The following is a 22,719-nucleotide window of genomic DNA, read 5'->3' on the forward strand; positions in this document are numbered from 1 at the left end:
CAACAAATACTCGGTCATGCCAATATACAACAAACTATGGCGTATGCTCATCTGGCACCCGACTATTTGCAATTTGCAATCACGTTAAATCCACTAAATGGAGGCATAGAAATTTAGCAATAACAAGCAACCGTAGCACTCAAAAGTGTCCACACTTGAAAATTTCCACGCTACTTACAGTTGCTTACAAAAATTTTATCTGGTTGATTTTAAAGTGAATTAATCTTAGCCAGATAAAAAAATCCCGCCATAAGGCGGGGGAAAAGACAGGGATGGTGTCCACATACAACCCATAACATATTGAAAATAAATATACTTTTTCTATCATCGTCCACCCAATGTCCACATTGACGACAAAGCCCCTTAAACGGGGCTTTCACCACAAATTACTTTCATAAGAAATACTTAATTAAAATTTAACCATCACCTTAACAGATCTATCAATCCTAAATACTGTAGGCTTTTTCATCTATCAAGGCCGAACAGGAAAGTATCCTCGATAAGTCACTATTGCAGTATCTGTTATCGCTGGGGTAGGAGCAGATCAACCTAGCTGGGGATTACCTCTGGCGCAACAACATAGACCACTACGACCGCTGTTGCCGAATTAACGTGCTTTATTTTCCGAATCCTGAGATGTCCCTTAAATGTGCGTAATGTGGTACTTACCTAGCAAATTCTTTAGCAAAGTTACCAAACACTATAATATTCTTTAATAGCTAAATGATTTTTGTTAAGTAAGTTTTGACAAAAAAACATTAAGAAATGTTACATATATCGTCAACTACACCTTTAATAACTGACGGTTAATTTTATGATTAACAAACGCTTAAAAGCCGCTCGTTTACGTGCAAATATCACACAAGAAAAACTCGGAATTACGGCTGGCATAGATGAAAAGTCAGCACGAGCGAGAGTATCACAGTATGAAAATGGAACTCATCAGCCAACCTTTGAAACAATGTGTGCGTTCTCCAAGGTGTTAAACGTTCCTGAATGCTATTTTTATATCGTAGATGATGATTTTTCTGATGTTGTTTTGGCTATTCATCAGATTTTAGTGAACCACAGAGGCGTCCCTGAAAATTGAATATAGTTTGAGACGATCATGACATAAGCCTTCTCCTCACCGCATCTAATTCCCTCTCAGAAAAATATTCTCACATAAAAAAAGCGCCCCACGATGAATAATGGAACGCTTTTTTTAATTATTTACTCATCGACAACTATTCGATCAGAATACCAGCACGGTCTGTTGTCCACTATCAGGATGCGGTGGAACCGCTTCAATCAATGTTGGCTTGGTGACGAACCGCACAAAGGTTTCATGACTAACAAACGTTGAGCCACAATTAATATTCTGGCACTGGTTGTAACGTTCCTTAGTTTGGGGCGTGTGTTCAAAACTGCTTCGAGTGTGGGCGGCATGACCGCATAAGGGGCATCTCATCATAGCGCGAGTACCTCAACAAACAGGTTGCCATAGCTGCAACTGGCACGAAAGCAACTATATCATATCTGAATCAGAAATTTTCACTTCCAATTGCAAGGATGACGTTAATCCACTGTCATTCAGTGTGTGTGTGACAGTTACCAACGTCCAGTCTGCCGCGTCGATTTCGGGCTTGAAGCCGCTCACCCTGACTTTCATTTCAGGGAACAGCTCTGGCCTTCCCTTCGCCAGTCGAATAGAGAATGACGCCACACCGCGCTGAATTTTCTCCCATTCTGCTTTAGCTGCACGTTCGGCATTGGCCTTGTTAGCATAGATGTGCTTCATCACAAAAACGTTGCCCTCATTACCAACCAGATAATGGTCCTGTTTTTTCTCTTCTTTCTGCGGGTTGGTCTTACTCCGCTTGCGTTTGACAGTGATGTTCTCTTTTTTCTTCGGGTTACGGATATTAAGCCAACTGGCAGAAACACCAGTGTAAGCGCCCCGATCAGCCAGTGAAAAACGGTGACTATCTCCAGACTGACGGGTAATGATAACCGAAGGCAGGGACTGCCCGCTGGCAGCTTTGTTCTGCCCCTGTCGGGTAAAAAGCAAATAGCCATTCTTGATCATGGCAATGGCCCCCTCCTGTTTTGCTAACCGGGTTAGAAAATTGCCGTCGGATTCGTTGGTCTGGTCAATATGGCTGAGGGTGATGTTGGCTAGCATTTTGTCCACTTTCGGCGTCAAATCGTTACGCACAGCAATAGTGTGCACAATATCGCTGATTGTTTTCTGGTGATAGGCCACCTCACGATTGATATTAAGCGTCGTCCGAAAATCGGCACTCCGAGCACGGATGGTTATCTTGTCCGGCGCACCACTGTATTCGATTTCATCCACAATAAACTTGCCTTTGTGGATCAGCGGCTCTCCCTGCCAGCCCAGATGCAGAGATAACTCCGTCCCACGACGAGGCAGAGATAACAGACCACCGCTATCATCCAGTTCAATATCCAACTGGTCAGCCTCAAAACCCCGATTGTCGGTTAGATTCAAGGAAATCAACCGTGACTGAATGCGGGCATTGGCATTTTTGTCACCAGCACTGAGAACATACACAGGTGTATTAGTTTTGCCGGTTACCCCATCGAGTTTTAGCATATCAGGTAAAGAAATCATGAAAATAGCCCGCCCAATTTGGGTGTGACACGGGTTTTCAAGTCAGTCATTTGGGTGCGAAGGTCACCGAACATCTCCCCTAAATTGTCATCCACACGGCGCAACGTGACAGTAAAGTCAATTTTACGGGCGGTACCGTCGGTAAAAAATTCACTTTTGGTCTGATCGATACTTTCAATAATAAACATGCCGTAAATCGTGCCGCTACCATCCAGAAATGACCATGCCTTGCCACTCTCGGCCATCAATTGCAGGGCCAGCAAGGACAACCGGCCGCCGGTGATTTCAGGGTACAGGGCACCGGACAGCGTGATAGTATCGTTGTTCGGTCCCACAAACTGACATGTCGGACGAGCACCTACCCGATTGTTAAATCCATAGCGCCATGATTGCTGGTGTTGCAAGCTCTGGTATGGCGAGGTTTTCAGCATAAAGACAAATAAACCCAATACGGCCATCATGAATAAAAGTCCTCTCTATCAGAAAATGAGCTACGGGCGCGGGCGCGTTGTTGTTGCTCACGGCGATCCAGTTCACGCGCCACCGCCTGCGCGATATTCTGTACGGATTGCTCAGGAACGGCGTGTATATGAATTTCATAAACAGATCGTCTGTTGTCCTGAATCTGGTTAGCAACTGAAACAACCGATGTCTGATACTGTGACGCGGGCAAACTGTATGGATGCAATGGAGCATTTTGGGCGTTGACTGACGAGGCTGCCCCCATAGATAGTGCCGCGATTGTCGCCAGTGCAGCCGTTTGACGGCGACTAGTGACACGGGCGGGGCCGTTGATGATCTCCGGGCCATATTCCCCCACAATGCCAATCTTGCCCGTCGGGATGTAACCGCCTTTATCGAATCCACCCGCCAGTATGCCGCCAATCGAACCGGTAGCTTCCTTATAAGCATTCAATGCGGCCTTTTGCTTGGGATCTTGGTTTTCTTCCCGCATAAAGTCGGGAGTCAAGGCGTCTTTAACCATCTTGCCCAGTTCGGAGAATTTCTTTTTCAAGGATTCCCATTTTTCCTCAATGCCGGCCTTAAGATTTTCGACAAATTCACCGCCAATTTTTTTAAATTCGGACGGAATTTTTTTCGTGTCAGTGACCAACTCATTCCATTTGACTGATGCCCGGCGCTTGATATTTTCCCATGTGGTAGAAACATAGTTTGAAATGTTGTTCCATAAGTTCTGGAACCACGGGCCAAGTTTGTCCCAGTTCTGCCAGATCAGGTAAGCGCCCAAGGCAATCAAGCCGATAACCGCTAAAATGGGGTTTGTCCACATAATATGCCCCAGCCACATCATCATTTTCCCAAGATAGGAAAACACTTTACCAAGATGTAGCATTGAACCTGCTCCCTTGATACCCAATACTGACAAGCCAAATTTAACGATTGCCAGTGGTCCCAACAGAGCAACCAATGCCAGCGTAATCGCACCAAAAACCGTCAAAATAATACCCAGCCCGATACTCACCATCGTTAACGTTTTGGTCAGTTCAGGGTTGGCTTTCATCCATTCGCCCGTCTTGCTGATAATTTTGGTGATACGCTGGGCGATCCCACGCAGGGGACTGCCCACACCGCCAAAGATTTGAATACCGATATCTTCCCATGCCGATGACAGACTTTTCATGTCGCCGTCAAGGTTATTAGTCATAGTATCGGCGACTTTTTTGGCCTCACCTTGGGCGTTCTTCAATTCTTTGATGAGTTTCTGTAATTCCCCCGTACCGGCTCTTTCAGCCAATACCGACAGAGCGGAAAAGGCTTCCTCCCCGGCAATAGCTTTAAAAATGCCGGCACGCTGGGCGTTACCCATTTTAGTAGTTTTCTTGTCCAGCTCAGTCAGAATATCCGGCAAAGCGCGGAGATTGCCCTTGGCATCCTTAATCTGAATATTCAACTTTGCCAACGCTTTCGCAGCGGCGGCGGGCGGTTCAGCCAGCCGTCCCAAAATAGATCTTAGGGAGGTTCCTGCCATACTGCCCTGAATCCCCGCATCACCGAGTTTACCTGTCGCAGCGGCAGCGGTTTCAATATCGACGCCTAATCCAGCCGCCACAGGCGCGACGTACTTCATGGTATCACCCAGCATCATCAGATTGGTGTTCGAACGGGTAAAGGCACCAACCAGTACATCACTGACCCTCCCCATTTCTCCGGACTTTAATTTAAATCCGGTCAGGATATTAGAACCAATGTCGGCGGTGGCCGCCAAATCTGTATCGCCCGCCAATGACATCGCCAATGTGCCAGGCATGGCTGACCGTATCTTATCGGGAGAAAAGCCGGCCATCGCATAGAAACTTTGTCCCTGTGCGACCTGATTCGCCGTAAATGCGGTTGTGGCGCCCAAATGCCGTGCCTGCTCCCACAGTTTTTTCAGTTCGGGCGAATTTTTGTCCAGCCGGGTCAATGCCTGAACTTTTGACATCCCCACTTCAAAGTCGTAACCCGGCATCATCACCCGCTTGGCACTGTAGAGCGCTCCGACACCCGCCGTAGTCGCAACCACACCCGTTGCGGCCATCTGGTTACTGACGTTCCGCATTTTCTGATAACGGGATCGGGCATTCACCAGCCGTTGTTCCCCCTGTCTCAGACGTTCAAGCTGCTGCTCCTGTTGCTGGAGTGTGCTAGTTGTACGGTTAATATCTCCATTGAGCCGCCGCTGTGCCTGTCCTAACTGATTGGTTGAGATACCATTGGCGTGCAGGGCATCACGCTGGCGTTGCAAGGATTGGCTCAGGGATTGATTTTTCTCCTTAAGCCGGGCAGCAGCATTCTTTGCCCGCTGGAGCTGGTTGATTTGGACCTGTGTCGGGTTTTGGCTGGCGTTGATTTCACGGGTCAGTGCTGCCACTTGTCCGGTGGCACTACGGTAAGCCTGCCGGGTTTCTGCCAGTTGGCGCTTGGTCTTGCGAAAACCATCAATCCGGCCAGCCTGCTGGTTTAGCTCCCTGAGCTGCTGGCGCGACTGGCGAAGGGTTTCAGCCAGCCTTTTGTTGGACGCCTGCGCACTCTTGAACGGGCGGGTAATTTTATCAACAGCATTCAGGATAACTTGCAGGCGTAAGTTTCGGTCACTCATTATCGGCCCCACTCCGTTTCATAGCCCGGTAACGCCATGCCAACAATTCAGGCAGTCCCATCTCAGCTGTCACAGCAGGCGGCCAATGAAACACGGTGGCAATGTCTGCCACCAGTTCATCAACGGTTATTGATGCTGGAAATCGGACTTCACCGACTTCGGCAGCAAAAAATTGACCACCTCAATGCTGAGGTTAATCAGATCGCCGGGCGACATCAGCAACAAATCATTTTTGGTCAGTGCCGGCGCGGTGACACGAGGCAACACCAACATCATAGAATCGACGTCCATTTCCATCAGGGCCTGCAAACGGGCACCACGCAGTGCGCCACTGTTGGGCTTACGCACAACGACGTCGCTGATGGTGGTTGCACCACGGGTAATAGGTTCTTCCAGTGTCACTGTAGCGTGCTCCGGCTGGGCAATAGGGGTTTGTTCAATCATGGTGAATGTTCCTATAGTGATTTATAGATGATAAGCGTTCAATTGTTACAAACCAATAGCGCGTCGGTGGGCTTCCAGACGGTCAACACCACCAACGATTTCCACCATATTAACGGTGTCGATTTCGATCAGGATTTCTCCGTCCCACGTCAGTTTGAAGTAGGTGTTTTTGGCGCTGACTTTGGTCTGGCTGTTGTCGCCCTGTTTGTAGCTGCCGTGGTCAAATTCCGAAAAGCGGCCACGCATCACGACTTCGACCGCAATCACTTCCCCGGTATCATCACGCTGAAAGGAGCCGTTAAAGCGCAGAGAAACACCGTCCACTTTCTCAATACCCCACTGTCGGTAAAGTTGGGACTCGACACCACCGAGAGAAAATTCGGTATCTAGTGCGCCATCATCCAGCCCCAAGTCCACCGAGGCAGTGCCATTCATGCCACCGCCTCGATAGGCTTCAAGCTTACGGCTCAGTTTAGGAAGCGTCATTTCTTCCACAACACCGATGTAATTATTGCCATCATTGAATAAATTCAGATATTTGAGTTTACGAGGTAATGCCATGAGTAGCCCCTTAGCTGTTAATGCTGTTTGCGAAATTCATCAGGTACTGGTCAGTGATTTGCTGGCGCAACAGCAGGTTTTCCAATGGCGGGATCGGCGTGTAGTTGTAATCAATGAATAACTTGCCTGCTTTCAGGGTGTCCTTGGTGTTAGCGCTTTCGTCATACCAGCACCGGCCGTCTATCAGGTAACCATTGGCTTTTAGTTCGCGCAGCTTGGCATTGATGCCCTCGATAATATCGCGTACCAGTGAAGGCACCAGCGGCTTGTCAATCGCCCACATATGCGCATCAGCCATCGTGTCAGCCAGTACCTGCGCCGTGCGTGTGTAACTCTCGAATTGAAACGACGGATCACCCGAACAGGTGCGAGAACCCCAAAAACGAAAACCACTCTTGCGGATTAAGGTCGTAACGGCGTTCTGGTTAAGCAGGTTGGCATCGGTGGCAGCATCCTGCAAATCCCAAAAGACATCGGCAGAAATCCCTGTCACACCATTGACACCAACGTTAGACAAGGTTTTGTGCCAGCCGGTTTCCTCGTCAATTTTGGCACGCAGGCCCAGCGCACGAGCCGTTGCGTATGCGATAGACTCGTTATTTTTGACCGTATCCCAACTGAGGAAGTCCGGCCAAATCAACATCAGTTCGCGCTGGTTAAAGTTGTTGCGGTATTTGATAGCGTCGGAAATGGTCTTGCAGCCGTAAGCATTGACATAAGCCATTGCTCTCAGCTTTTGAGCGATGTCGGCAAGGGCTGTTACGACAGGTTGGGTATCATGACCGGGTACCCCCAAAATACGCGGTTTGATGCCGAGCTGACCTTGTGCCGCAAGCAGCGCCTGCATTCCCGTTTTTTTGCCCTCGTCGGTAACGCCGCCAATGATATTCGACGTGGTTTCCGCTTCGGTTTCCCCTTGAACCACACGCACAACAACAGTCACAGGTTTGGACTGGTCAGCAATCGCTCGCAGAGCATGGGACAGTGTGCCCGTTTTGCCGGCCTTACTACTGGCAGTCAAAACGTCGGTTAGCAAGACTGGCGTGTTTAAGGGAAAAGTTTTGGTGTCAGCATCATCCGCTGTACAGACTAACCCGACAATAGCGGTGCTGACAGTGGTAATGGTACGCGTGCCCTCGTTGATTTCCTGCACGCGGACGCCATGATGATAATCTTGGGCCATAGCGAAAGACTCCCGTAATGATGATTTCGCTATGGTGATCTCAGGGACAATAAAATTCAGTTGATTGGGTAAGTATCAGGAATAGCACAAAGTGGAGGGTATAAAAGGAGTATTAGAAATGTTCATCCTTGAGTAATCAAAAGACTCATGCCGCGCACGATAAATGAAGCGACAATTCTTGTAACTTTGCACAGAATTGTATAAAATTTTATACAGACAGGTAAGTAAGGGAAACTATGACGAAAATCAGGAGCAGTACAGAGAAAGAAATTGCCTGGATTGGCTCTTCTTATGAAGATTTGTTAGCCTTCCCTACAGATGCACGTAAAGACGCAGGCTATCAGCTTCATAGAATACAGCATGGAATAGATCCTGAAGATTGGAAACCCTTTTCTGACATCGGTTCTGGCGTAAAAGAAATACGGCTAAGAGACAGTACAGGTATTTATCGTATTATGTATGTTGCTAAATTCGATGAAGCTATTTATGTATTGCATAGTTTTCAGAAAAAAACTCAACAAACGAATAAACATGATAAGGATATCGCTAAAGTACGATACAACGCAGTTATCCAGCAGCGGAGAAATATCAAATGACCACTAAAATTGACACTGAAATTCGTAGAGTAACTCCAGCCGGACATAATATATTTTCTGAGTTAGGTTTTACTGAGCAAGAGGCTCAGCAACTTCATGCAACCTCTTTACGAGAAATAGACAACACATTGCAAATCAAAGAACAGCTAATGAAAGAAATTACTTTATGGATTGCAGATAAAAAAATGAAACAAACTGAAGTAGCAACGGTGTTGCACATTTCTCGTCCAAGAGTATCTGACGTTGTGAATAAAAAGGTAAATAAATTCACCATTGACGCATTAGTTAATATGTTAACCCGTATAGGAAAACCTGTTCAGATTACGGTAGGCTAAGACCACATATAAAGGTGTTAGAGCAATTCAAGACAAGAGGCACCTAGAATGGGTGCTTCTTGGCATTTCAAAAGATTCAACCTTTCGGTTCAATACCTCGTTCCCGTAGTTCCTTACGCAAAATCCGCTTGATCCATATAGCTGAAAAGGCTGACCTCATAAACCAGCACCCGCTCCAACCTAAATCGGAACGTTTATCTGCGCAAAAGGAGCGCAGATAGTCCCAATTGTAGTGTTAGCCAAGTAAAACGTGTATAGACACTGCCCAACATGAAGTATAAAAAAACAATTTCAGGGGTATTAAAACCCTAATTGTTTTACCACATGGTTAACTATGTGAATCCCTCTTTAGCTACGCTATCTGATGAAACTAGTATAGATAGAAAGTTATCAGCATATTGAGGAATATCTTCTTGGGATTCTTTTTATGAGAACACTTGGCTCTAATGATAACAAATGTGCTATATGAACAAATTCCACAACATCCAATCTTCTTTCACCATTCTCAACTTTCGCAATAAACGATTGAGGGCGATCTAACGCTTGAGCCAAATTCTCTTGTGTGACTCCCTTTGCTACACGAGCCTCACGGAGTGCTTTGATAACTATTTGATATTCATCAGAGTAAATTGAAACCATATATTCAATCCTACTAAACATTTAGGATTAAATATCAATCGATTGTTGATTTATACCAAAATGGGATTTTTTATTTTATAAACTCTGATCGTTTTAGCTTGTTAGGTAGTTTTTTGAACAGTATTTTTCCTAAAATTAGTCCATGATCGACAGATAGCAAATGTGCTATATGCACAAATTCAACCACATCCAACCTTCTTTCACCATTTTCAATTTTAGCAATAAATGATTGAGGTCGATCTAAGGCTTGAGCCAAGCTCTTTTGAGTAATACCTTTTTCTATCCTAGCCTTACGAAGAGCGTTTATAACCAGTTGATATTCATATGAATAAATCGATGCCATTTCTTTAACCTTGATTAATATCCCAAAATCGAATATCAATCATTTACTTAAATATCCCAAAACAGGATAATTCATGACGTGTGTTATATGGAGATATAAAGGAAATGAATAAAAAAGATTGGCATACCGCCGACATTATCGCTGCCTTACGTAAGCTCGGCACTACCTTAGCAGCAGTATCACGTAAGGAGGGACTTAGTTCATCTACGTTAGCTAATGCTCTATCACGACCTTGGCCTAAAGGAGAATGGATTATTGCTAACAATCTCGGAGTACATCCCTCAGAAATTTGGCCAAGCCGATATTTTGATGAGAATGGACAACCTATTGAACGAGTTAGCCGAAATAATTCCTCAATGTGATTAATTCCCAACCAAATGGTCTAAGTTCGGTACAATATCGAACCTAGGCCATGTTAGCTGCTTAGACTGTCTAACTATTGGAGCCAGTTTATTGCAACCCTTATCCTATTACTCTGGGTTTTTCAGGCCAATGAATATCTGGTACTAAATTAACATCAACGCGGTTCAGTAATACCCTATATCTTTTCAAAGCGGCTAACAGCGATTTTTCCTCATCACTCGCTATCCCCAAATCTACCGCATCTTGTAACGGGGCTATCTGTTTACCTACCGTGAGCATAAGTTGCTGTTTCTTATGTTCTGCTTGTTGTTGCTGTTCCTGTCTAAGCTTTATTTTATCACTTTCTGATATTATCCACTTTTCACCATCATATTTATGATAAACGGACGGAGCACGTTCAATGAGTACTGGATAACCCTCTTTACTACTGACAATTGATAAACCGCGCGATTGCCCGGCGAGTAATTCATTGTGTTTTTCTGCTGTTATTTCAACGCATTCTTTATAAGCTTCATTATAAAAAGCGCATTCTTTTCTGGAGAAATAAACCATTTATACTCCCCAAAATAATATATGTACAACTCTGTCTGGATTCTCATTATTGTTAGGAGTGCCAGCTTGATATTCAAATGTCGATAGTGTTGCATTACGTACTAATGTGTGGCCCGTTGATGTATTGACACTCGACATACTGGCAATATAGCCAAAGAACTTATTTTTAAAAGAAATTGGATAATTGACTTTTACCCATGATTGTTGACTGGATGCAACTTTAACCCATTGAATCATTATTCCCGTATCCCCGCATTGCCACCAACCATTTTCAGATTTTATCGCTGCATTTTGTAGCGCAAGAGTACCGCTTCGCTCAGGTATTAGTATATTGTAACGCCGCCGATTGCTCGTATCGTTAGAATAGATATGCAACAATTTTCCTTCTGAGCCGTTAATTCCTACTACATACCCATCTTTCGATTTGAAACGCAATTCAGGAAAGGTCGTTTTGCTATCAATCAGTAAACTACCAACGGTGGCGCTTTTATCGCTAGAAATACGCAAGAAAGTATTATCACTCTCTGCTCGCGTATATGCTCCCACATCTCCAGCACTCAAACTAAGGTCCCCGGTCAATGCCTTACCGTTGATTCTCCGGTTGCTCGGTACTGCTCCTTTAGCCAACACCACCGTTTCCAGCAAATTGAGATTTTTCACAAAAGCATTTCTGTCAGGAATGTCAGCGCCGTTCTCCTTCCTGGACAATCGACTATTAGCATTATCATTAGCATCGGTCGCATTCTGGTTTGCCGTGTTTGCCAGTATGCTGATTTCATTCACACGAGAATTAATTTCCCCTTTGGTATACGCCCCAATATCCCCCGCATTCAGTGAAATATCAGAGGAAAGCGCTTTCCCGTTCACTTTACGATTAGCAGGCACACGGCCATTAGCCTTATTGTCCGCGACATTTGCCAAGTCATACGCCGCCTTAACCGCCTTCGGGGTTGCCGCGTGGATTTCACTACTACTATCTACCGCGCTGCTCAAAACAACGAAACCCTTATCTTTTAGCGTAGCGTCAGGGTGGTTAGGGTTCTTCACATGAATTTGAATCGACTCGTCCACATATTCCCGCGTTGCCAGCACCACGGAGGGATCAACTTTCAATGTTACTGTGTCAGTGCTGCTGATAATCAAGACCATACGAATAGTCTGTGTACGCCCAGCGCCTTCCTGTAACTGCGGTTTGTAAGTCTCCGCGCAGTTTCCGACGGCAATCAAAATACCGTCTTTATCAAACAGGCCAATTTCCCGTATCCACCAACCGCCCTCGTTTTCGGGGATTACCTGCTCGGCAATAATCTGGTTAGTATTCTTGGGATCAACATTTAGTTCATTAATCGCCGCGCGGCGGCGTTCGTTAACCAATTTAGTCTGTGTAGTATCTGGTGTCGGCAGGCTTCCACCTCCATCACCAACAGCCATATGGGTGATTTCAATCTTGGTACCCAACGCGGCGGCATTTGCCAGCTTATCCGCGCCCAATTGAGTTAACAGGGTAAAATATTTGGTCCTCATGACTCAATCCTCACATCATCAATAATATGCACTCCAGCCCCGACTACACCAGAGCCAGTAACGGTGATTAATTCCAGGATATAGGGGTAAACGGTTAATACATCACCGCTGTAACTGGCGACCGCGCAATAATTTTCGCCGCTGGTCTCCAACTGAATAGACATACCGACCAAATGCCGGGAGGCGGGTTTGGCATCAAAAATCAATCGTTCTAGTTCTTGATAGGTGGTCTCGGTGAGTCCCGTTTCCATGACGCCAATATCCAACCGGAAAGTGCCGGGGACATCATTGGTTTGCCACCATTCGATAACACGGATGAGATAACCGAATGGTTCCACTATTCGCCGGATTGCGCCAATGGTTCCCTTATGTTTATGAATAAACATCGACGCCTTAATTGACTCGCGTTTAGTATTCTCCGGCCAGTCCATATCCCAGCGGTCAACCGACCACGCCCACGCCAGATAGGGGAGCAACTTCACTGGACACCGCTCAGGACTCCACAAGTCACGCAGGGGAACCGGCACATTTGACAGACTGGCGAGGGCTTCAGCGGCGGCCACTTCCAGCAGTGATGATCCGACAGGTAACAAACGGTTATTCATCCGCTCCCCCAATCACTACCTGCTCACATGTGCAAAAACTCGCTTGAGTTTTATCCAGAATCACATCCTGCGCCGGAGCTTTCAGGTGAACACGCTGAACACCGGGCATATGCAAGACAGCAAAAATGGCACTGCGCACGATATCGCGGCCAATCCGGTGTTGCTCGGCAGTGTAACGCGCCAGCCGTTCACGCACAGCCTGCAATATCGGCTCATATTCCGGGGTTGGGTACAGGTACAGCACGGCATCAATTTGATAATCGACAATCTCCGCAGACTGTACAGTCAGGCGATCGGCCACGGGGCGAACGTTTTCATCATTCAGAGCAGTATTCACGACCGCAATCAATTCATCACTGGCCGCGCCGTTCCCCTCACGTGACAAAATACTGACGGTGACACAGGCAGGCGCTGGACTGATCACCGACGCATCGGCAACCCGTCCGTCAGCACTGCGCGCATGGTATTCATAGGACGCCACAGGGCCGGCGACGCTTAACCCCTCGAACGCTTGCGGAATGCGTACCCGAAAATCAGCGTCAGATTCCAGCACCGCAGAGATAGGCGGTATGGCATGATTGTTAGCGGGCCGTAATACCAAACGCTGCACATTGTTATTCATCCCCAGTTGGTCTAAGTCGCTGCCTGTGGCATACGCCACCATCGCCGCCCGCGCTGCCTCATTGACGCGTTGGCGCAAGAGCAACTCACGGTAAGCATTTTCCTGTAACAACTTAGTAATAGGTTCAGACTCCAGCGTTAAAGTACAGGTGATTGCTTCACGCTGTTCTGGCGGATACAGTGAAATCAGTTTTTCTTTTCGCTCGGCCAGCAGGGTTTCGAAATCCAGCAGTTCGACAACTTCCGGCGGCGGTAACTGACTAAGGTCGATGGGCGGCATGGTCACCCCACAGGCACAGAAAAAACAACCGGGACATTGGATAGCTGATATTGTCCGCTGATATCAACAATCATATGTCCGGCTTCACCCTGATTGATAGTGATAGCGGTCAGGGTAATGCGGGGTTCCCATCGCTGGATGGCGGTATAGCACGCAGCCATAATTTGCAGACGTAAAGCAGGATTTTGGGGCGCATCAATCAGTTCGGATAACAACGAACCATATTGGCGGCGAGTAATACGGCTACCCATCGGCGTTAGCAAGATATCGCTGACTGACTGGCGAACATGGGCAATATCGCTGATAGCCTCGCCCGTCTGTCGATTCATACCAAGGTACATCATGATAGGGGGACTCCCGATGTGCTGTCACCGGAGCGCACACCGTTGTGTCGGTGCGAATCCACCACAACCCCGTTAGAACTGAATTCACCCCCTACATGAACGATATTGCCGCGCATAGTGCCACCTTTTTGCACTTCCAGACTGCCCGTAGTCAGATGGTGGGTGCAAATGACGGTGGGTGTATCCAATGTGATCTGATTGCCGGCCATACAAGTGATTTCTGGTGCAGTAACATGCACGGAAGCCGACGCGGTAATCGTGGCGGTCTTAATACCTGTGACAGTTAAGGCGCTGATCTGTGGTTCATACTCCATCACAGCACCATCAGGAAAAGCGATACACACCGTTTCCGGAGATGCCGAAGGGGCTGGAAACTCATCAGAAAAAATCGCAGGCAGTATAAAGGCCGTGGTCAAGTCACCACCAAGGGATAACAATAAAACCTGCTCATCAACACTGGGTGCCCACCATGTTCGGGAACTTCCCGCTCTGGATGTCAACCAATGCAACCAGTCAGTTTCAAGATTGCCTGTCATAACCCGGCACATGCCCCGTGTAGTATCTACCTGGGTAATAACACCGATTCGGATCAAGTTGCGCAATCGGCGCAACAGTTCAGTTAATTGTGTGTTCATGTAGACAACAATGTCACCCCACCCCCTCACCTGCACGTCATGAGGTTTGTGTACTGACTGGCACACATCCGTGGGTGAGATGGAAAAGTATCTGGTCTTCGATATGTTGAATATCGCTCTGTGTCAGTCCCAAAAGTCGCCGCGATGGATATTTGACTTCAATGTTTTTCCCTTTCATGCGCTCCTTTAATCCGAACTGATGCACACGAGCAACCGCAGTGACTTTCGATGCGAAAAAGATAACGGCTTCCCGATCACTGGCGGACAAGCGTAAGTAACGCGCGGTAGCCAGTTTTTTAAACATGCGGGTCTTTTTATTGGATTTTCGGGTACTGATCCGGTCGGTTTTGACGTCCAGAAAACGTTGGATATCGCGTTTGTAAAAAGTACGCTGACCTTTACGCTCGGCATCATAGCCGGTAATCGTTTCCCCCTTCTTGCCCTTGCGGATTTGCCAATTTTTCAAGGTGCGAGGTTCACCACGCCAGATGAATTTTATACCATGCTGTACAGCGCGGGTTTGTGCCTTGCGTTGGGTAAAGCGGCTGCCGTCAGGGTTACGCTGGGATCGGATACGTTGCATTTGGCTCTGTCGCAAGTCCCGCGCAATATCACGGGCCAGTTGCTTTCGACTGGCGGGAGAAAGTTGATTCAACAGGGCGGTTAGTGCGGTATCCAAAGGCTGCAATGCGTTACTGTTCATCTCACCACCTGTCAAACGGGTTTTCAGGCTCAGAAAGGGCGCTTACCGTGCTGACCGGCCCTTGCTGGGTGACCAGTATACGCTCGGTCAGTTTCAGGTCGATACTGATATCAGCGGTGTCATCATTGAGAATATTCACGTCAAAGGTAAAGCCGCTGCGGCGATTGTCAGGATGAGCAAAAATATCTGGCTGGCGCTCGCGTATCCAGTGCCCGATAACCGCCATGAGCACATTCTGATCATCGGGATAGGCTTCAATAATCAGGTTTAGCGTGTATTCATATTCGTAAGACAAGGAGAGCGCCATTGTCGCCAGCACAATGCCATCTTCAACAAACAAATGCAGGTATTCAGGGTTGTCGCGCAAGTAGGGGATCTTTTCTGTCAGGACTTTTCGCAAGGCGTTAGGCTTATTCATGTATCACCTGTCTAATCTGTTCTATTTGTCGAATGGCCTGTTTATCCAGATTGCACTGTTCAATAACCGCCAGTAACTGTGCATTCAGCAACAAGCTATCACCCCATGTCATTGTGTCAGCTATGACCGGGGGCAGACAGTCAGCGAGCAGATGCATCGGAATCGGCATCAGCGGTACCTGAACGTATTCGGTTCGCGTGCTGCTGCAACCGGACAACAGCCCTATCAGGAGCAGCACGACGGGCGCAATCATTCCCGACAACAGCGGTATTGATATCCGCCTGAATTTGTGCGGCATCCACGGCTGATCGCTCCCGATTTTCGTTATTAACCCGTGAGATATCATTGATTATCCTGATAGTTTGGAATGCGTTATCGGTAATGGTTTGCTGTTGCTTATACCACTGGCTCAGCTTTTGGTATTCATCGCTTTTTTGCTGATACTCACCGTAATAGAACCAGAGCAGGCCGGACACTGCCACCAGCATACTCAAAGTGAATATGTGCAGATTAAACCTCATAACAGCGCAAACGCCCGTTTAATGATCGTATCGGCATACGGTTGCTGTCCGTTCTCCATTTGAATGATGGCGCGAACCAATCGGGTCATGATCACCGGATTATCAACATCAATCACCGCGTTACAGGGAATACCAACCGCCCGGCTCATATATGCAATGTAATTTTCGGTATCATTTTCATTCGGGGGCGCCCAACGAGAAATTATCTGCCGGATACTGTTCAATCCGTATTTTCGTTCATAATTGCGGATAATCTTGATAATGGCCCGTATGCCGTATTCTGGTGATACAAATTGACAAAATGACGGGTCTGTTTGTGTGTCGTGTAATCCCAGCCATTTATCACCGTGGCGGATATTGCCCGGATTATGGTTGCGAACACCTCTAGTCACGTGATTTGTCTCCCAAACGTTTATTGATTGCGCGAAGGGCAAATTCACGCAGTTTTTCAACACCAATAAAACCAATGGCACCCCCCAAAGCCGGTGAAACACTGCCGGGAATGCCAAACAGTTCCAACCCGCTGGAAACACCCCACGACAACGCGCCACATAGCAACGGTTCAACCCAGCGTTTTTTCCGCTCTATGCCGTCATAAATCAGGCGACCATAACAGATCAGTACAGCCAGTAAGGAGCCGGATATCTGCGGCCATGAATTTCTCAGGCCATTCAATAAATCGGCCCATAAATCCGGTTGTTTGTCCATTTTCTAATCCCATAATTGAATGATGGGCATTACAGCAGCAGGCGTGATTTCAGGCAGTTCAATCTCGGTACCCTGCGGCAGGATGGCCCCAACATCGGCCAAACCGGGATTAGCTGCTAATACCCGTTCGGTGACTCCCTGTGTTCGTCCATAGTGGCGCCAGCATAAGGAATCCACGGTGTCATACTGTTGTGCCCTTACCCGCATTAGATCAGCGCCACAATGACATGATCCCGCCCCTGTATCCGGCGCATCGCCCATTGCGCATCCCGCCACAGGTCGTCAATGGTGATTTCCATTGCCTCAGCCTTTTTACTACCGGTCTGAGTCGTGTCGATATCGCGGTAACGTTCGATCAGGTTCGCCTTAGTCAGGCAAAACACCGCTCGACGATAGAGAGAAACCAACTCACTCTCGCCATTGAGAGTGTCGGCGGGAATATCGGCCAGTGATGAGTATCCCCCATCGATATGGATCAGCCGCCAATGGTTCAGCTCGCGATTAACCTCAACAATGGCGTTGGAAATTGCTTGATGTAATCTCGGCGCGGTGACCGTACCATCTGTCCGCATCTCGTCACGGTAGCGACTGATCTCAATAGCAGGAAAAAACGGGATACTGGTCATGGTGGCCTGTTTATCCGTTGCGGATGTGGTTGAAATAAAGTCCATATTGCCCCCTGAATAGGTGGGCGGTGAACAGGGCGTTGAGACTTCGCCACCCCGTGCCGCCCCGGCGCGTTGGCACGTTCGGTTATGTGTTGTCGTGTTCCTGACTGCGGAGCGCTCTGGCAAGTTGCTCTAAGTCTTTTTTCACGCCAACATGATTATTCAGTTCTAAAGCCCTGCTCAGTGAACAATAGGCAGGCTGCGGCTGGTTGTTATCCCGCTGGCTGTAACCGAGCCATTTATACAACTCCGCCCTCACCTTATCGGGCATATCCTGATCGTGGGTGAGATTGGCCGCCCGTTCCAGCGTGGCAAGAGGCATCGGAGATTTAGCGGTATAACAACGCTGGGCTGCTTCGGCGATCTCTTCTGTCACGGCACAGCCCGTTGTCCGCTCATGATTTTCAGGCATAGCAAGTCGGTGCTGTAACGCGTACTCGGCGATATCCAGCGCACCATCATAATCACCGGCATCAATGCGCCACAGCAGGACATACATCAGCACATCATCTTGATGACCTATGCCCTCCTGTAATACCCCAGTAATCCACGGCGCATATTTAGGCAAGATCTGCCTTTTGTGCTGCGCTTTGCGCTCCATAGACTGGATTTTTTTAAGGTGACGGCGGTCTTGCTCCAGCATCAGCAGCATCTGGTTATAACCGCCGTGATTTTGCAGCGCGGGGCTACTCAGTTGAGCGGCCTCGGTCGCCTGTAATCGCATTCGGTGACGCTGCCACGGGCTAGCCATTATGGTTCCTCAGTGTCGGCGTTGTGCTCAGGTACGGCATTATCTGGCTGCAACGACGCTGCTTTTTTGCTGGCTGCCAACATCTCGATATTTTCAATCAGGGCCACACCGCGATAGTCTTCAACGACATACGCCTCATTGACTGATTCGTAATTTTCAATGCGATCACGTTTGGGGTTATCCAGCACAGAACGTCGGCGGGTGCCTTCCTGATAATAGATAGACAGATTATCCAGACGGCTAATTAGCAAGGCTTTGGGCGGGAAATACGGTACACGCACTGCGGGCAAATTACCGATACGTTTCTGGCTGATAATCACATCTGCCGCCATTTTTTCGGTGTTGGGCTGCGACTGATTGACCAACGGGAAATATTTATCAGCCAGCAGTTCACGGCCACAGATGACCACCAGTTCCGTATCATCCTGATATTCTGGGTCGATAGCATTGTTGACGGTATCTATCACCAATGCGTCAAGATTATTAAAATCTCCCCCATCTCCTACACGGATGGTTTCAGATATAACCTTACCGGCTTCGTCAGTGATATTGCTCATGACATGATCCGGTGCATCCTGTCGGATTTTTTCCAGCCAGCCGATATTTACATCCTGCAATAGTGGATATTGAACGCGGTTTGAGGTTTTGGCGCGTTTAACCCCATTCCAGCCGATCATAATGCGGTCCAATGCCTGACGACGGATAATGGCGTTACGGATACGTAACTGGAAATCTTGAAATTTCGCCCACAAATCAAGTTTTTTGTAAGGAATGCTAGTGTCAAAGTTGGTTTGTTCGCATTTATACTCAATAGCGTTGAGTCGGGTCGGATCGGAAGTTTCTCGCTCCTTACTGTCGGTGTCTGTCGTCCCTGCAATAGTTGAACCGATACCTAGCCCAATCGCTTCGCCCGACTGCTCGCTGACGGGAACCATGTTAATTTTTTGCAGAAAATCGGCACTTTGCTGGATTTCATCTTCCAACGTCTGGGCAACGGATGGATTAACTTCTACCTTGCCTGTAAATGCCGTGGCGTCCACACCGTAAATTTCACCCAGACGCATCAGAAAGGCGTTAAATTTAAATCGAGTTTCGTTCTTCATGGGGTTATTCCATTAACAGTTGGTCAGATGTTTACTGACTGGAGTGTCGGCGTTCGGCGATCCCAGCGAAACAGGTCGGTGTGTTTTCTGGCTGTCTTGCTGACTCAACTGAGTTTTTAAGTCACTAAGCTGGGTTTCAAGTTCGGTTTGCTTCTGTTTGATAGCAGTTATTTCACCTATTTGTTGAGAAAGTGTGCTCACGGTTTCCACCGTGGCCTGCTGCTCTTGGGCGCATAATTCGACAGCCCGATGGATATCGGTAAAACGAGTATCATCACTCTGCTGCTTTTTCTGGAAGAACGTCTGTACACGGGAAAAGAGAGAGATTTTTTCAGTTTCCTCTGGTAAATCAATAAATTCGAGCAAAGTTTCTTCCGCGGCAGTAAAAACATTGTTCGGGTGCTGCTTGCGCGAATTCAGCGGGTTATTGGTCGCATTAGCGCTAAACTGCAACATTTCAGTGCCAAGACTTGCCGGACTGTCAGTAACGGCCAATCCCACCAAATACGCCCCGCCGAAGTCAGCAAAATCCAGGTTGATTTCAGCGGAGGTGTAAACTTTTTGGCGTTTACGGTTCATTTCCACCAGATCATCGGTGGGTGACAGTACCCCATACAGCCCCAGCTTGCCCGCCAGCGCACCGTCCTTAATTTCTTCGGTAAAAACCGATTCCACATCACCAAAGCGCGGACTCCACGAAAAATTGTAATGTTCCATGTTGATACGCGCACCGTAGGTCTGCGGGTCATAGTTGGCAGCAATCTGTGTCAGCCATTCACGCTGAACCTTGCGCCCGTCTGTGGTTGCGCCTTCCACACAGATTCGAAAGGGTTTGGATTTCTTCGGCATTGTAAGCCCCGATTATCAATGAATCAGTCATGGCCTACTAGTTTGTATCGTCAGGTCGAGGAAACAATAAAATACGGTTGTGTCTGGGCTGGCACACAGGGCAGACACAGAGAAATGACGGACGGGTCTGTAGTCTGGCAGCATGAAAACAACGCCCGATTTTGATCCCCGTAAGCACGCAATGCACCTGTATTTTAACGGGTACCGGATCGCACGGATTGCGGAAATGCTCAACGAGAAAGCATCAACTATCCATAGCTGGAAACGTCGCGACAAATGGGATGAGGTGACCTCGTTTGAACGAGTCGAGTTATCTCTTGAAGCACGGTTATGTCAGCTTATCGCCAAGGAGCAAAAAGAAGGCAAGGACTTTAAGGAAATTGACCTGCTGCACCGTCAGTTAGAACGACAAGCGCGGATCAGGAAATACAGCCGCGGCGGTAATGAAGCCGATCTGAACCCCAAAATTGCTAACCGCAACAAAGGTGAGCGCCGGCCACCGGAAAAGAACGTGTTCAGTGAAGAACAAGTCAAAAAGCTGGAAGACATTTTCCGCTCGACCCTGTTCGATTATCAACATAACTGGTATCACGCCGGATTAGCGCATCGTATCCGCAATATCCTGAAATCCCGTCAAATTGGTGCGACATTCTTTTTTGCCCGTGAAGCCCTGATCGATGCGTTGACTACCGGACGCAATCAAATATTTCTCTCTGCCAGTAAAGCGCAGGCCCACGTATTCAAGCAGTACATCCTGGAAATGGCGCGGGAAGTGGACGCCGAACTAAAAGGCGACCCGATCACCCTGAATAATGGCGCCACCCTGTATTTTCTCGGCACCAATGCCCGCACCGCGCAAAGCTATCACGGCAATCTCTATCTGGATGAATATTTCTGGATTCCGAAATTTCAGGAACTGCGCAAGGTAGCATCCGGTATGGCAATGCACAAAAAATGGCGCCAGACTTACTTTTCTACCCCGTCCAGCTTAACCCACAGCGCGTACCCGTATTGGTCAGGCAAACTGTTTAACCGTGGCCGCGCCAAGGCCAATCGCATTGACATTGATATTAGCCATCAAGCATTAGCCAGCGGCCTACGATGTGCCGATGGTCAGTGGCGGCAGATTGTCACGGTTGAAGATGCCGTCAGGGGCGGCTGTAACCTGTTTGATATTGACCAGTTACGGCTGGAATACAGCCCGGACGAGTACCAGAACCTGCTGATGTGTGAATTTATGGACGATATCGAATCCATTTTCTCACTGCAACTGATGCAGGGTTGCATGGTCGATAGCTGGGAAGTCTGGAACGATGTGCAACCCCTGATGCTACGCCCCTATGGTTATCACCCTGTCTGGATCGGTTATGACCCCGCCAAAGGGGGCGAGAATGGCGACAGTGCCGGCTGTGTCGTAGTCGCTCCACCGCAGGTACCGGGCGGCAAATTCCGCATCCTTGAACGTCATCAGTGGCGTGGCATGAACTTTCGCGCTCAGTCTGACGCCATTAAACGATTGACAGAACAGTACAACGTCGAATATATCGGCATTGACTCGACTGGCGTCGGGCATGGGGTTTACCAAAACGTCAAAGAATTTTTCCCGTCCGTGCGGGAATTTGTCTATAACCCCGCCGTTAAAAACGCGCTGGTACTTAAGGCATGGGACATTATCAACCATCGTCGGCTGGAATTTGACGCCGGCCAGACCGACATTGCACAAAGTTTTATGGTTATCCGCCGTTCTACCACCGCCAGCGGCAACCGCCCGACCTATCAAGCCAGCCGCAGCGAGGAAGCCAGCCACGCAGATCTGGCATGGGCCACCATGCACGCTCTGTTTAATGAACCGATTACCGGTGACGCTCCCCACCATAGAAATATTGTTGAGGTTTACTGATGAGCCGTAAAAACAGAAAACGCAATCCGGCGGTGAAAACCACGGCCAGCCCATCGATTGAGGCATTCACCTTTGGCGATCCGATCCCGGTCCTTGACCGGCGCGAGGTGTTTGATTATCTGGAGTGTGTACTGGTCGATAACTGGTATGAACCCCCAATCAGTTTTAACGGGCTGGCGCTGTCGTTTCGCTCGGCACCGCACCACAGCAGCGCGGTGTATGTCAAACGCAACATCCTGACCAGTACCTTTATCCCACACCGGCTACTTAGCCGACAGGCATTCGACTCATGGGCGCTGGACTTTATGCTGTTTGGCAATGCCTATCTTGAACAACGCAAGAATCGCCTTGGTCAG

At 48.0% G+C, this 22,719-nt stretch carries 33 protein-coding genes and 2 pseudogenes; 8 read left to right on the forward strand and 27 right to left on the reverse strand.

What is annotated here, in order from left to right:
• Nucleotides 1-117, forward strand: a pseudogene (locus BO26_RS24210) (site-specific integrase); the annotation flags it as partial.
• Nucleotides 118-814: 697 nt separating this feature from the next.
• Nucleotides 815-1,090: a helix-turn-helix domain-containing protein gene (locus BO26_RS16000; RefSeq protein WP_036773154.1), complete on the forward strand. Its 276-nt coding sequence runs from the start codon at nt 815-817 to the stop codon at nt 1,088-1,090.
• Nucleotides 1,091-1,234: 144 nt separating this feature from the next.
• Here the strand turns inward: BO26_RS16000 and BO26_RS22310 are convergent, their stop codons facing one another.
• The 8 genes from BO26_RS22310 to BO26_RS16035 are packed head-to-tail and all read right to left on the reverse strand — an operon-like array spanning nt 1,235 to nt 7,905.
• Nucleotides 1,235-1,453 (reverse strand): ogr/Delta-like zinc finger family protein, encoded by a 219-nt coding sequence (locus BO26_RS22310; protein WP_023045648.1) that lies wholly within the window; start codon nt 1,451-1,453, stop codon nt 1,235-1,237.
• A 54-nt stretch (nt 1,454-1,507) separates the two neighbouring features.
• Nucleotides 1,508-2,617, reverse strand: coding sequence for a phage late control D family protein (locus tag BO26_RS16005; RefSeq protein WP_036773155.1), 1,110 nt, complete (start codon nt 2,615-2,617; stop codon nt 1,508-1,510).
• The gene (locus BO26_RS16010; RefSeq protein ID WP_036773157.1) at nt 2,614-3,078 is read right to left on the reverse strand and encodes a phage tail protein; all 465 of its coding nucleotides are present in this window, start codon (nt 3,076-3,078) and stop codon (nt 2,614-2,616) included. The genes BO26_RS16005 and BO26_RS16010 overlap by 4 nt, the downstream gene beginning before the upstream one ends.
• Nucleotides 3,075-5,717 (reverse strand): phage tail tape measure protein, encoded by a 2,643-nt coding sequence (locus BO26_RS16015; protein ID WP_036773158.1) that lies wholly within the window; start codon nt 5,715-5,717, stop codon nt 3,075-3,077. The genes BO26_RS16010 and BO26_RS16015 overlap by 4 nt, the downstream gene beginning before the upstream one ends.
• Nucleotides 5,710-5,829: a GpE family phage tail protein gene (locus BO26_RS16020; RefSeq protein ID WP_036773160.1), complete on the reverse strand. Its 120-nt coding sequence runs from the start codon at nt 5,827-5,829 to the stop codon at nt 5,710-5,712. The genes BO26_RS16015 and BO26_RS16020 overlap by 8 nt, the downstream gene beginning before the upstream one ends.
• Before the next feature lie 14 nt (nt 5,830-5,843).
• Nucleotides 5,844-6,161 carry a phage tail assembly protein gene (locus BO26_RS16025; RefSeq protein WP_051691018.1) on the reverse strand — a complete coding sequence of 106 codons (318 nt, stop codon included), beginning with the start codon at nt 6,159-6,161 and terminating at the stop codon, nt 5,844-5,846.
• A 45-nt stretch (nt 6,162-6,206) separates the two neighbouring features.
• Nucleotides 6,207-6,722 (reverse strand): phage major tail tube protein, encoded by a 516-nt coding sequence (locus BO26_RS16030; protein ID WP_036773162.1) that lies wholly within the window; start codon nt 6,720-6,722, stop codon nt 6,207-6,209.
• A gap of 10 nt (nt 6,723-6,732) precedes the next feature.
• Nucleotides 6,733-7,905: a phage tail sheath protein gene (locus BO26_RS16035; protein ID WP_036773164.1), complete on the reverse strand. Its 1,173-nt coding sequence runs from the start codon at nt 7,903-7,905 to the stop codon at nt 6,733-6,735.
• A gap of 236 nt (nt 7,906-8,141) precedes the next feature.
• On the opposite strand from BO26_RS16035, the gene BO26_RS16040 reads away from it, so the two are divergent.
• Nucleotides 8,142-8,501, forward strand: a complete 360-nt coding sequence (locus tag BO26_RS16040) for a type II toxin-antitoxin system RelE/ParE family toxin (RefSeq protein ID WP_036773167.1) — start codon at nt 8,142-8,144, stop codon at nt 8,499-8,501.
• Nucleotides 8,498-8,836, forward strand: a complete 339-nt coding sequence (locus BO26_RS16045; protein WP_036773169.1) for a helix-turn-helix domain-containing protein — start codon at nt 8,498-8,500, stop codon at nt 8,834-8,836. Before BO26_RS16040 ends, BO26_RS16045 begins: the two co-directional genes overlap by 4 nt.
• Nucleotides 8,837-9,226: 390 nt before the next feature.
• Here the strand turns inward: BO26_RS16045 and BO26_RS16050 are convergent, their stop codons facing one another.
• Together BO26_RS16050 and BO26_RS16055 are read right to left on the reverse strand one after the other, a co-directional pair.
• Nucleotides 9,227-9,475 (reverse strand): helix-turn-helix domain-containing protein, encoded by a 249-nt coding sequence (locus BO26_RS16050; RefSeq protein WP_036773171.1) that lies wholly within the window; start codon nt 9,473-9,475, stop codon nt 9,227-9,229.
• Between the two features lie 70 nt (nt 9,476-9,545).
• The gene (locus tag BO26_RS16055; RefSeq protein WP_036773173.1) at nt 9,546-9,818 is read right to left on the reverse strand and encodes a helix-turn-helix domain-containing protein; all 273 of its coding nucleotides are present in this window, start codon (nt 9,816-9,818) and stop codon (nt 9,546-9,548) included.
• A gap of 104 nt (nt 9,819-9,922) precedes the next feature.
• On the opposite strand from BO26_RS16055, the gene BO26_RS16060 reads away from it, so the two are divergent.
• Nucleotides 9,923-10,180: a helix-turn-helix domain-containing protein gene (locus tag BO26_RS16060; RefSeq protein ID WP_036773175.1), complete on the forward strand. Its 258-nt coding sequence runs from the start codon at nt 9,923-9,925 to the stop codon at nt 10,178-10,180.
• 100 nt (nt 10,181-10,280) lie between these two features.
• Here the strand turns inward: BO26_RS16060 and BO26_RS16065 are convergent, their stop codons facing one another.
• The 17 genes from BO26_RS16065 to BO26_RS16140 all read right to left on the reverse strand — a co-directional run bounded on the left by BO26_RS16065 (nt 10,281) and on the right by BO26_RS16140 (nt 20,463).
• Nucleotides 10,281-10,733, reverse strand: a complete 453-nt coding sequence (locus tag BO26_RS16065) for a tail fiber assembly protein (protein ID WP_036773178.1) — start codon at nt 10,731-10,733, stop codon at nt 10,281-10,283.
• On the reverse strand, nt 10,734-12,257 hold the full coding sequence (locus tag BO26_RS22815; RefSeq protein WP_081861924.1) for a phage tail protein: 1,524 nt from the start codon (nt 12,255-12,257) through the stop codon (nt 10,734-10,736).
• The gene (locus tag BO26_RS16075) at nt 12,254-12,862 is read right to left on the reverse strand and encodes a phage tail protein I (RefSeq protein WP_036773182.1); all 609 of its coding nucleotides are present in this window, start codon (nt 12,860-12,862) and stop codon (nt 12,254-12,256) included. Before BO26_RS16075 ends, BO26_RS22815 begins: the two co-directional genes overlap by 4 nt.
• Entirely contained in the window at nt 12,855-13,763 is a 909-nt protein-coding gene (locus BO26_RS16080; RefSeq protein ID WP_036773184.1) for a baseplate assembly protein, read from the reverse strand. The genes BO26_RS16075 and BO26_RS16080 overlap by 8 nt, the downstream gene beginning before the upstream one ends.
• 2 nt (nt 13,764-13,765) lie before the next feature.
• The gene (locus BO26_RS16085; protein WP_036773187.1) at nt 13,766-14,107 is read right to left on the reverse strand and encodes a GPW/gp25 family protein; all 342 of its coding nucleotides are present in this window, start codon (nt 14,105-14,107) and stop codon (nt 13,766-13,768) included.
• The gene (locus BO26_RS16090) at nt 14,104-14,742 is read right to left on the reverse strand and encodes a phage baseplate assembly protein V (protein ID WP_036773188.1); all 639 of its coding nucleotides are present in this window, start codon (nt 14,740-14,742) and stop codon (nt 14,104-14,106) included. Before BO26_RS16090 ends, BO26_RS16085 begins: the two co-directional genes overlap by 4 nt.
• A gap of 37 nt (nt 14,743-14,779) precedes the next feature.
• Nucleotides 14,780-15,445 carry a phage virion morphogenesis protein gene (locus BO26_RS16095; protein WP_051691019.1) on the reverse strand — a complete coding sequence of 222 codons (666 nt, stop codon included), beginning with the start codon at nt 15,443-15,445 and terminating at the stop codon, nt 14,780-14,782.
• A 1-nt stretch (nt 15,446) separates the two neighbouring features.
• On the reverse strand, nt 15,447-15,863 hold the full coding sequence (locus BO26_RS16100; RefSeq protein WP_036773189.1) for a phage tail protein: 417 nt from the start codon (nt 15,861-15,863) through the stop codon (nt 15,447-15,449).
• Nucleotides 15,856-16,032 (reverse strand): Rz1-like lysis system protein LysC, encoded by a 177-nt coding sequence (lysC, locus tag BO26_RS22315; protein WP_338049146.1) that lies wholly within the window; start codon nt 16,030-16,032, stop codon nt 15,856-15,858. The genes BO26_RS16100 and lysC overlap by 8 nt, the downstream gene beginning before the upstream one ends.
• Entirely contained in the window at nt 16,004-16,384 is a 381-nt protein-coding gene (locus tag BO26_RS24215; protein WP_036773190.1) for a hypothetical protein, read from the reverse strand. The genes lysC and BO26_RS24215 overlap by 29 nt, the downstream gene beginning before the upstream one ends.
• On the reverse strand, nt 16,381-16,776 hold the full coding sequence (locus BO26_RS16110; RefSeq protein WP_036773192.1) for a structural protein: 396 nt from the start codon (nt 16,774-16,776) through the stop codon (nt 16,381-16,383). Before BO26_RS16110 ends, BO26_RS24215 begins: the two co-directional genes overlap by 4 nt.
• Nucleotides 16,769-17,092 carry a phage holin, lambda family gene (locus tag BO26_RS16115; protein WP_036773194.1) on the reverse strand — a complete coding sequence of 108 codons (324 nt, stop codon included), beginning with the start codon at nt 17,090-17,092 and terminating at the stop codon, nt 16,769-16,771. Before BO26_RS16115 ends, BO26_RS16110 begins: the two co-directional genes overlap by 8 nt.
• 3 nt (nt 17,093-17,095) lie before the next feature.
• Nucleotides 17,096-17,299 carry a tail protein X gene (locus tag BO26_RS16120; protein ID WP_036773197.1) on the reverse strand — a complete coding sequence of 68 codons (204 nt, stop codon included), beginning with the start codon at nt 17,297-17,299 and terminating at the stop codon, nt 17,096-17,098.
• Nucleotides 17,299-17,763: a head completion/stabilization protein gene (locus BO26_RS16125; protein ID WP_036773199.1), complete on the reverse strand. Its 465-nt coding sequence runs from the start codon at nt 17,761-17,763 to the stop codon at nt 17,299-17,301. Before BO26_RS16125 ends, BO26_RS16120 begins: the two co-directional genes overlap by 1 nt.
• 82 nt (nt 17,764-17,845) lie before the next feature.
• Nucleotides 17,846-18,511, reverse strand: a complete 666-nt coding sequence (gpM, locus tag BO26_RS16130; RefSeq protein WP_036773202.1) for a phage terminase small subunit — start codon at nt 18,509-18,511, stop codon at nt 17,846-17,848.
• A complete protein-coding gene (locus BO26_RS16135) occupies nt 18,511-19,614 on the reverse strand; it encodes a phage major capsid protein, P2 family (protein WP_036773203.1) in 1,104 nt (367 codons plus the stop codon). Before BO26_RS16135 ends, gpM begins: the two co-directional genes overlap by 1 nt.
• A gap of 12 nt (nt 19,615-19,626) precedes the next feature.
• The gene (locus BO26_RS16140; RefSeq protein ID WP_036773206.1) at nt 19,627-20,463 is read right to left on the reverse strand and encodes a GPO family capsid scaffolding protein; all 837 of its coding nucleotides are present in this window, start codon (nt 20,461-20,463) and stop codon (nt 19,627-19,629) included.
• An 18-nt stretch (nt 20,464-20,481) separates the two neighbouring features.
• Here BO26_RS16140 and BO26_RS24930 point away from each other — a divergent pair, with 18 nt between their 5' ends.
• The 3 genes and pseudogenes from BO26_RS24930 to BO26_RS16150 form a co-directional block, all read left to right on the forward strand.
• On the forward strand, nt 20,482-20,628 hold the full coding sequence (locus BO26_RS24930) for a hypothetical protein (protein ID WP_477707042.1): 147 nt from the start codon (nt 20,482-20,484) through the stop codon (nt 20,626-20,628).
• Nucleotides 20,606-22,363 carry a terminase ATPase subunit family protein gene (locus BO26_RS16145; protein ID WP_036773208.1) on the forward strand — a complete coding sequence of 586 codons (1,758 nt, stop codon included), beginning with the start codon at nt 20,606-20,608 and terminating at the stop codon, nt 22,361-22,363. The genes BO26_RS24930 and BO26_RS16145 overlap by 23 nt, the downstream gene beginning before the upstream one ends.
• Nucleotides 22,363-22,719: pseudogene (locus BO26_RS16150) on the forward strand (phage portal protein); the annotation flags it as partial. The gene BO26_RS16145 and the pseudogene BO26_RS16150, both read left to right, overlap by 1 nt.

This window comes from Photorhabdus australis DSM 17609 (genome assembly GCF_000711895.1).
Classification (GTDB): domain Bacteria; phylum Pseudomonadota; class Gammaproteobacteria; order Enterobacterales; family Enterobacteriaceae; genus Photorhabdus; species Photorhabdus australis.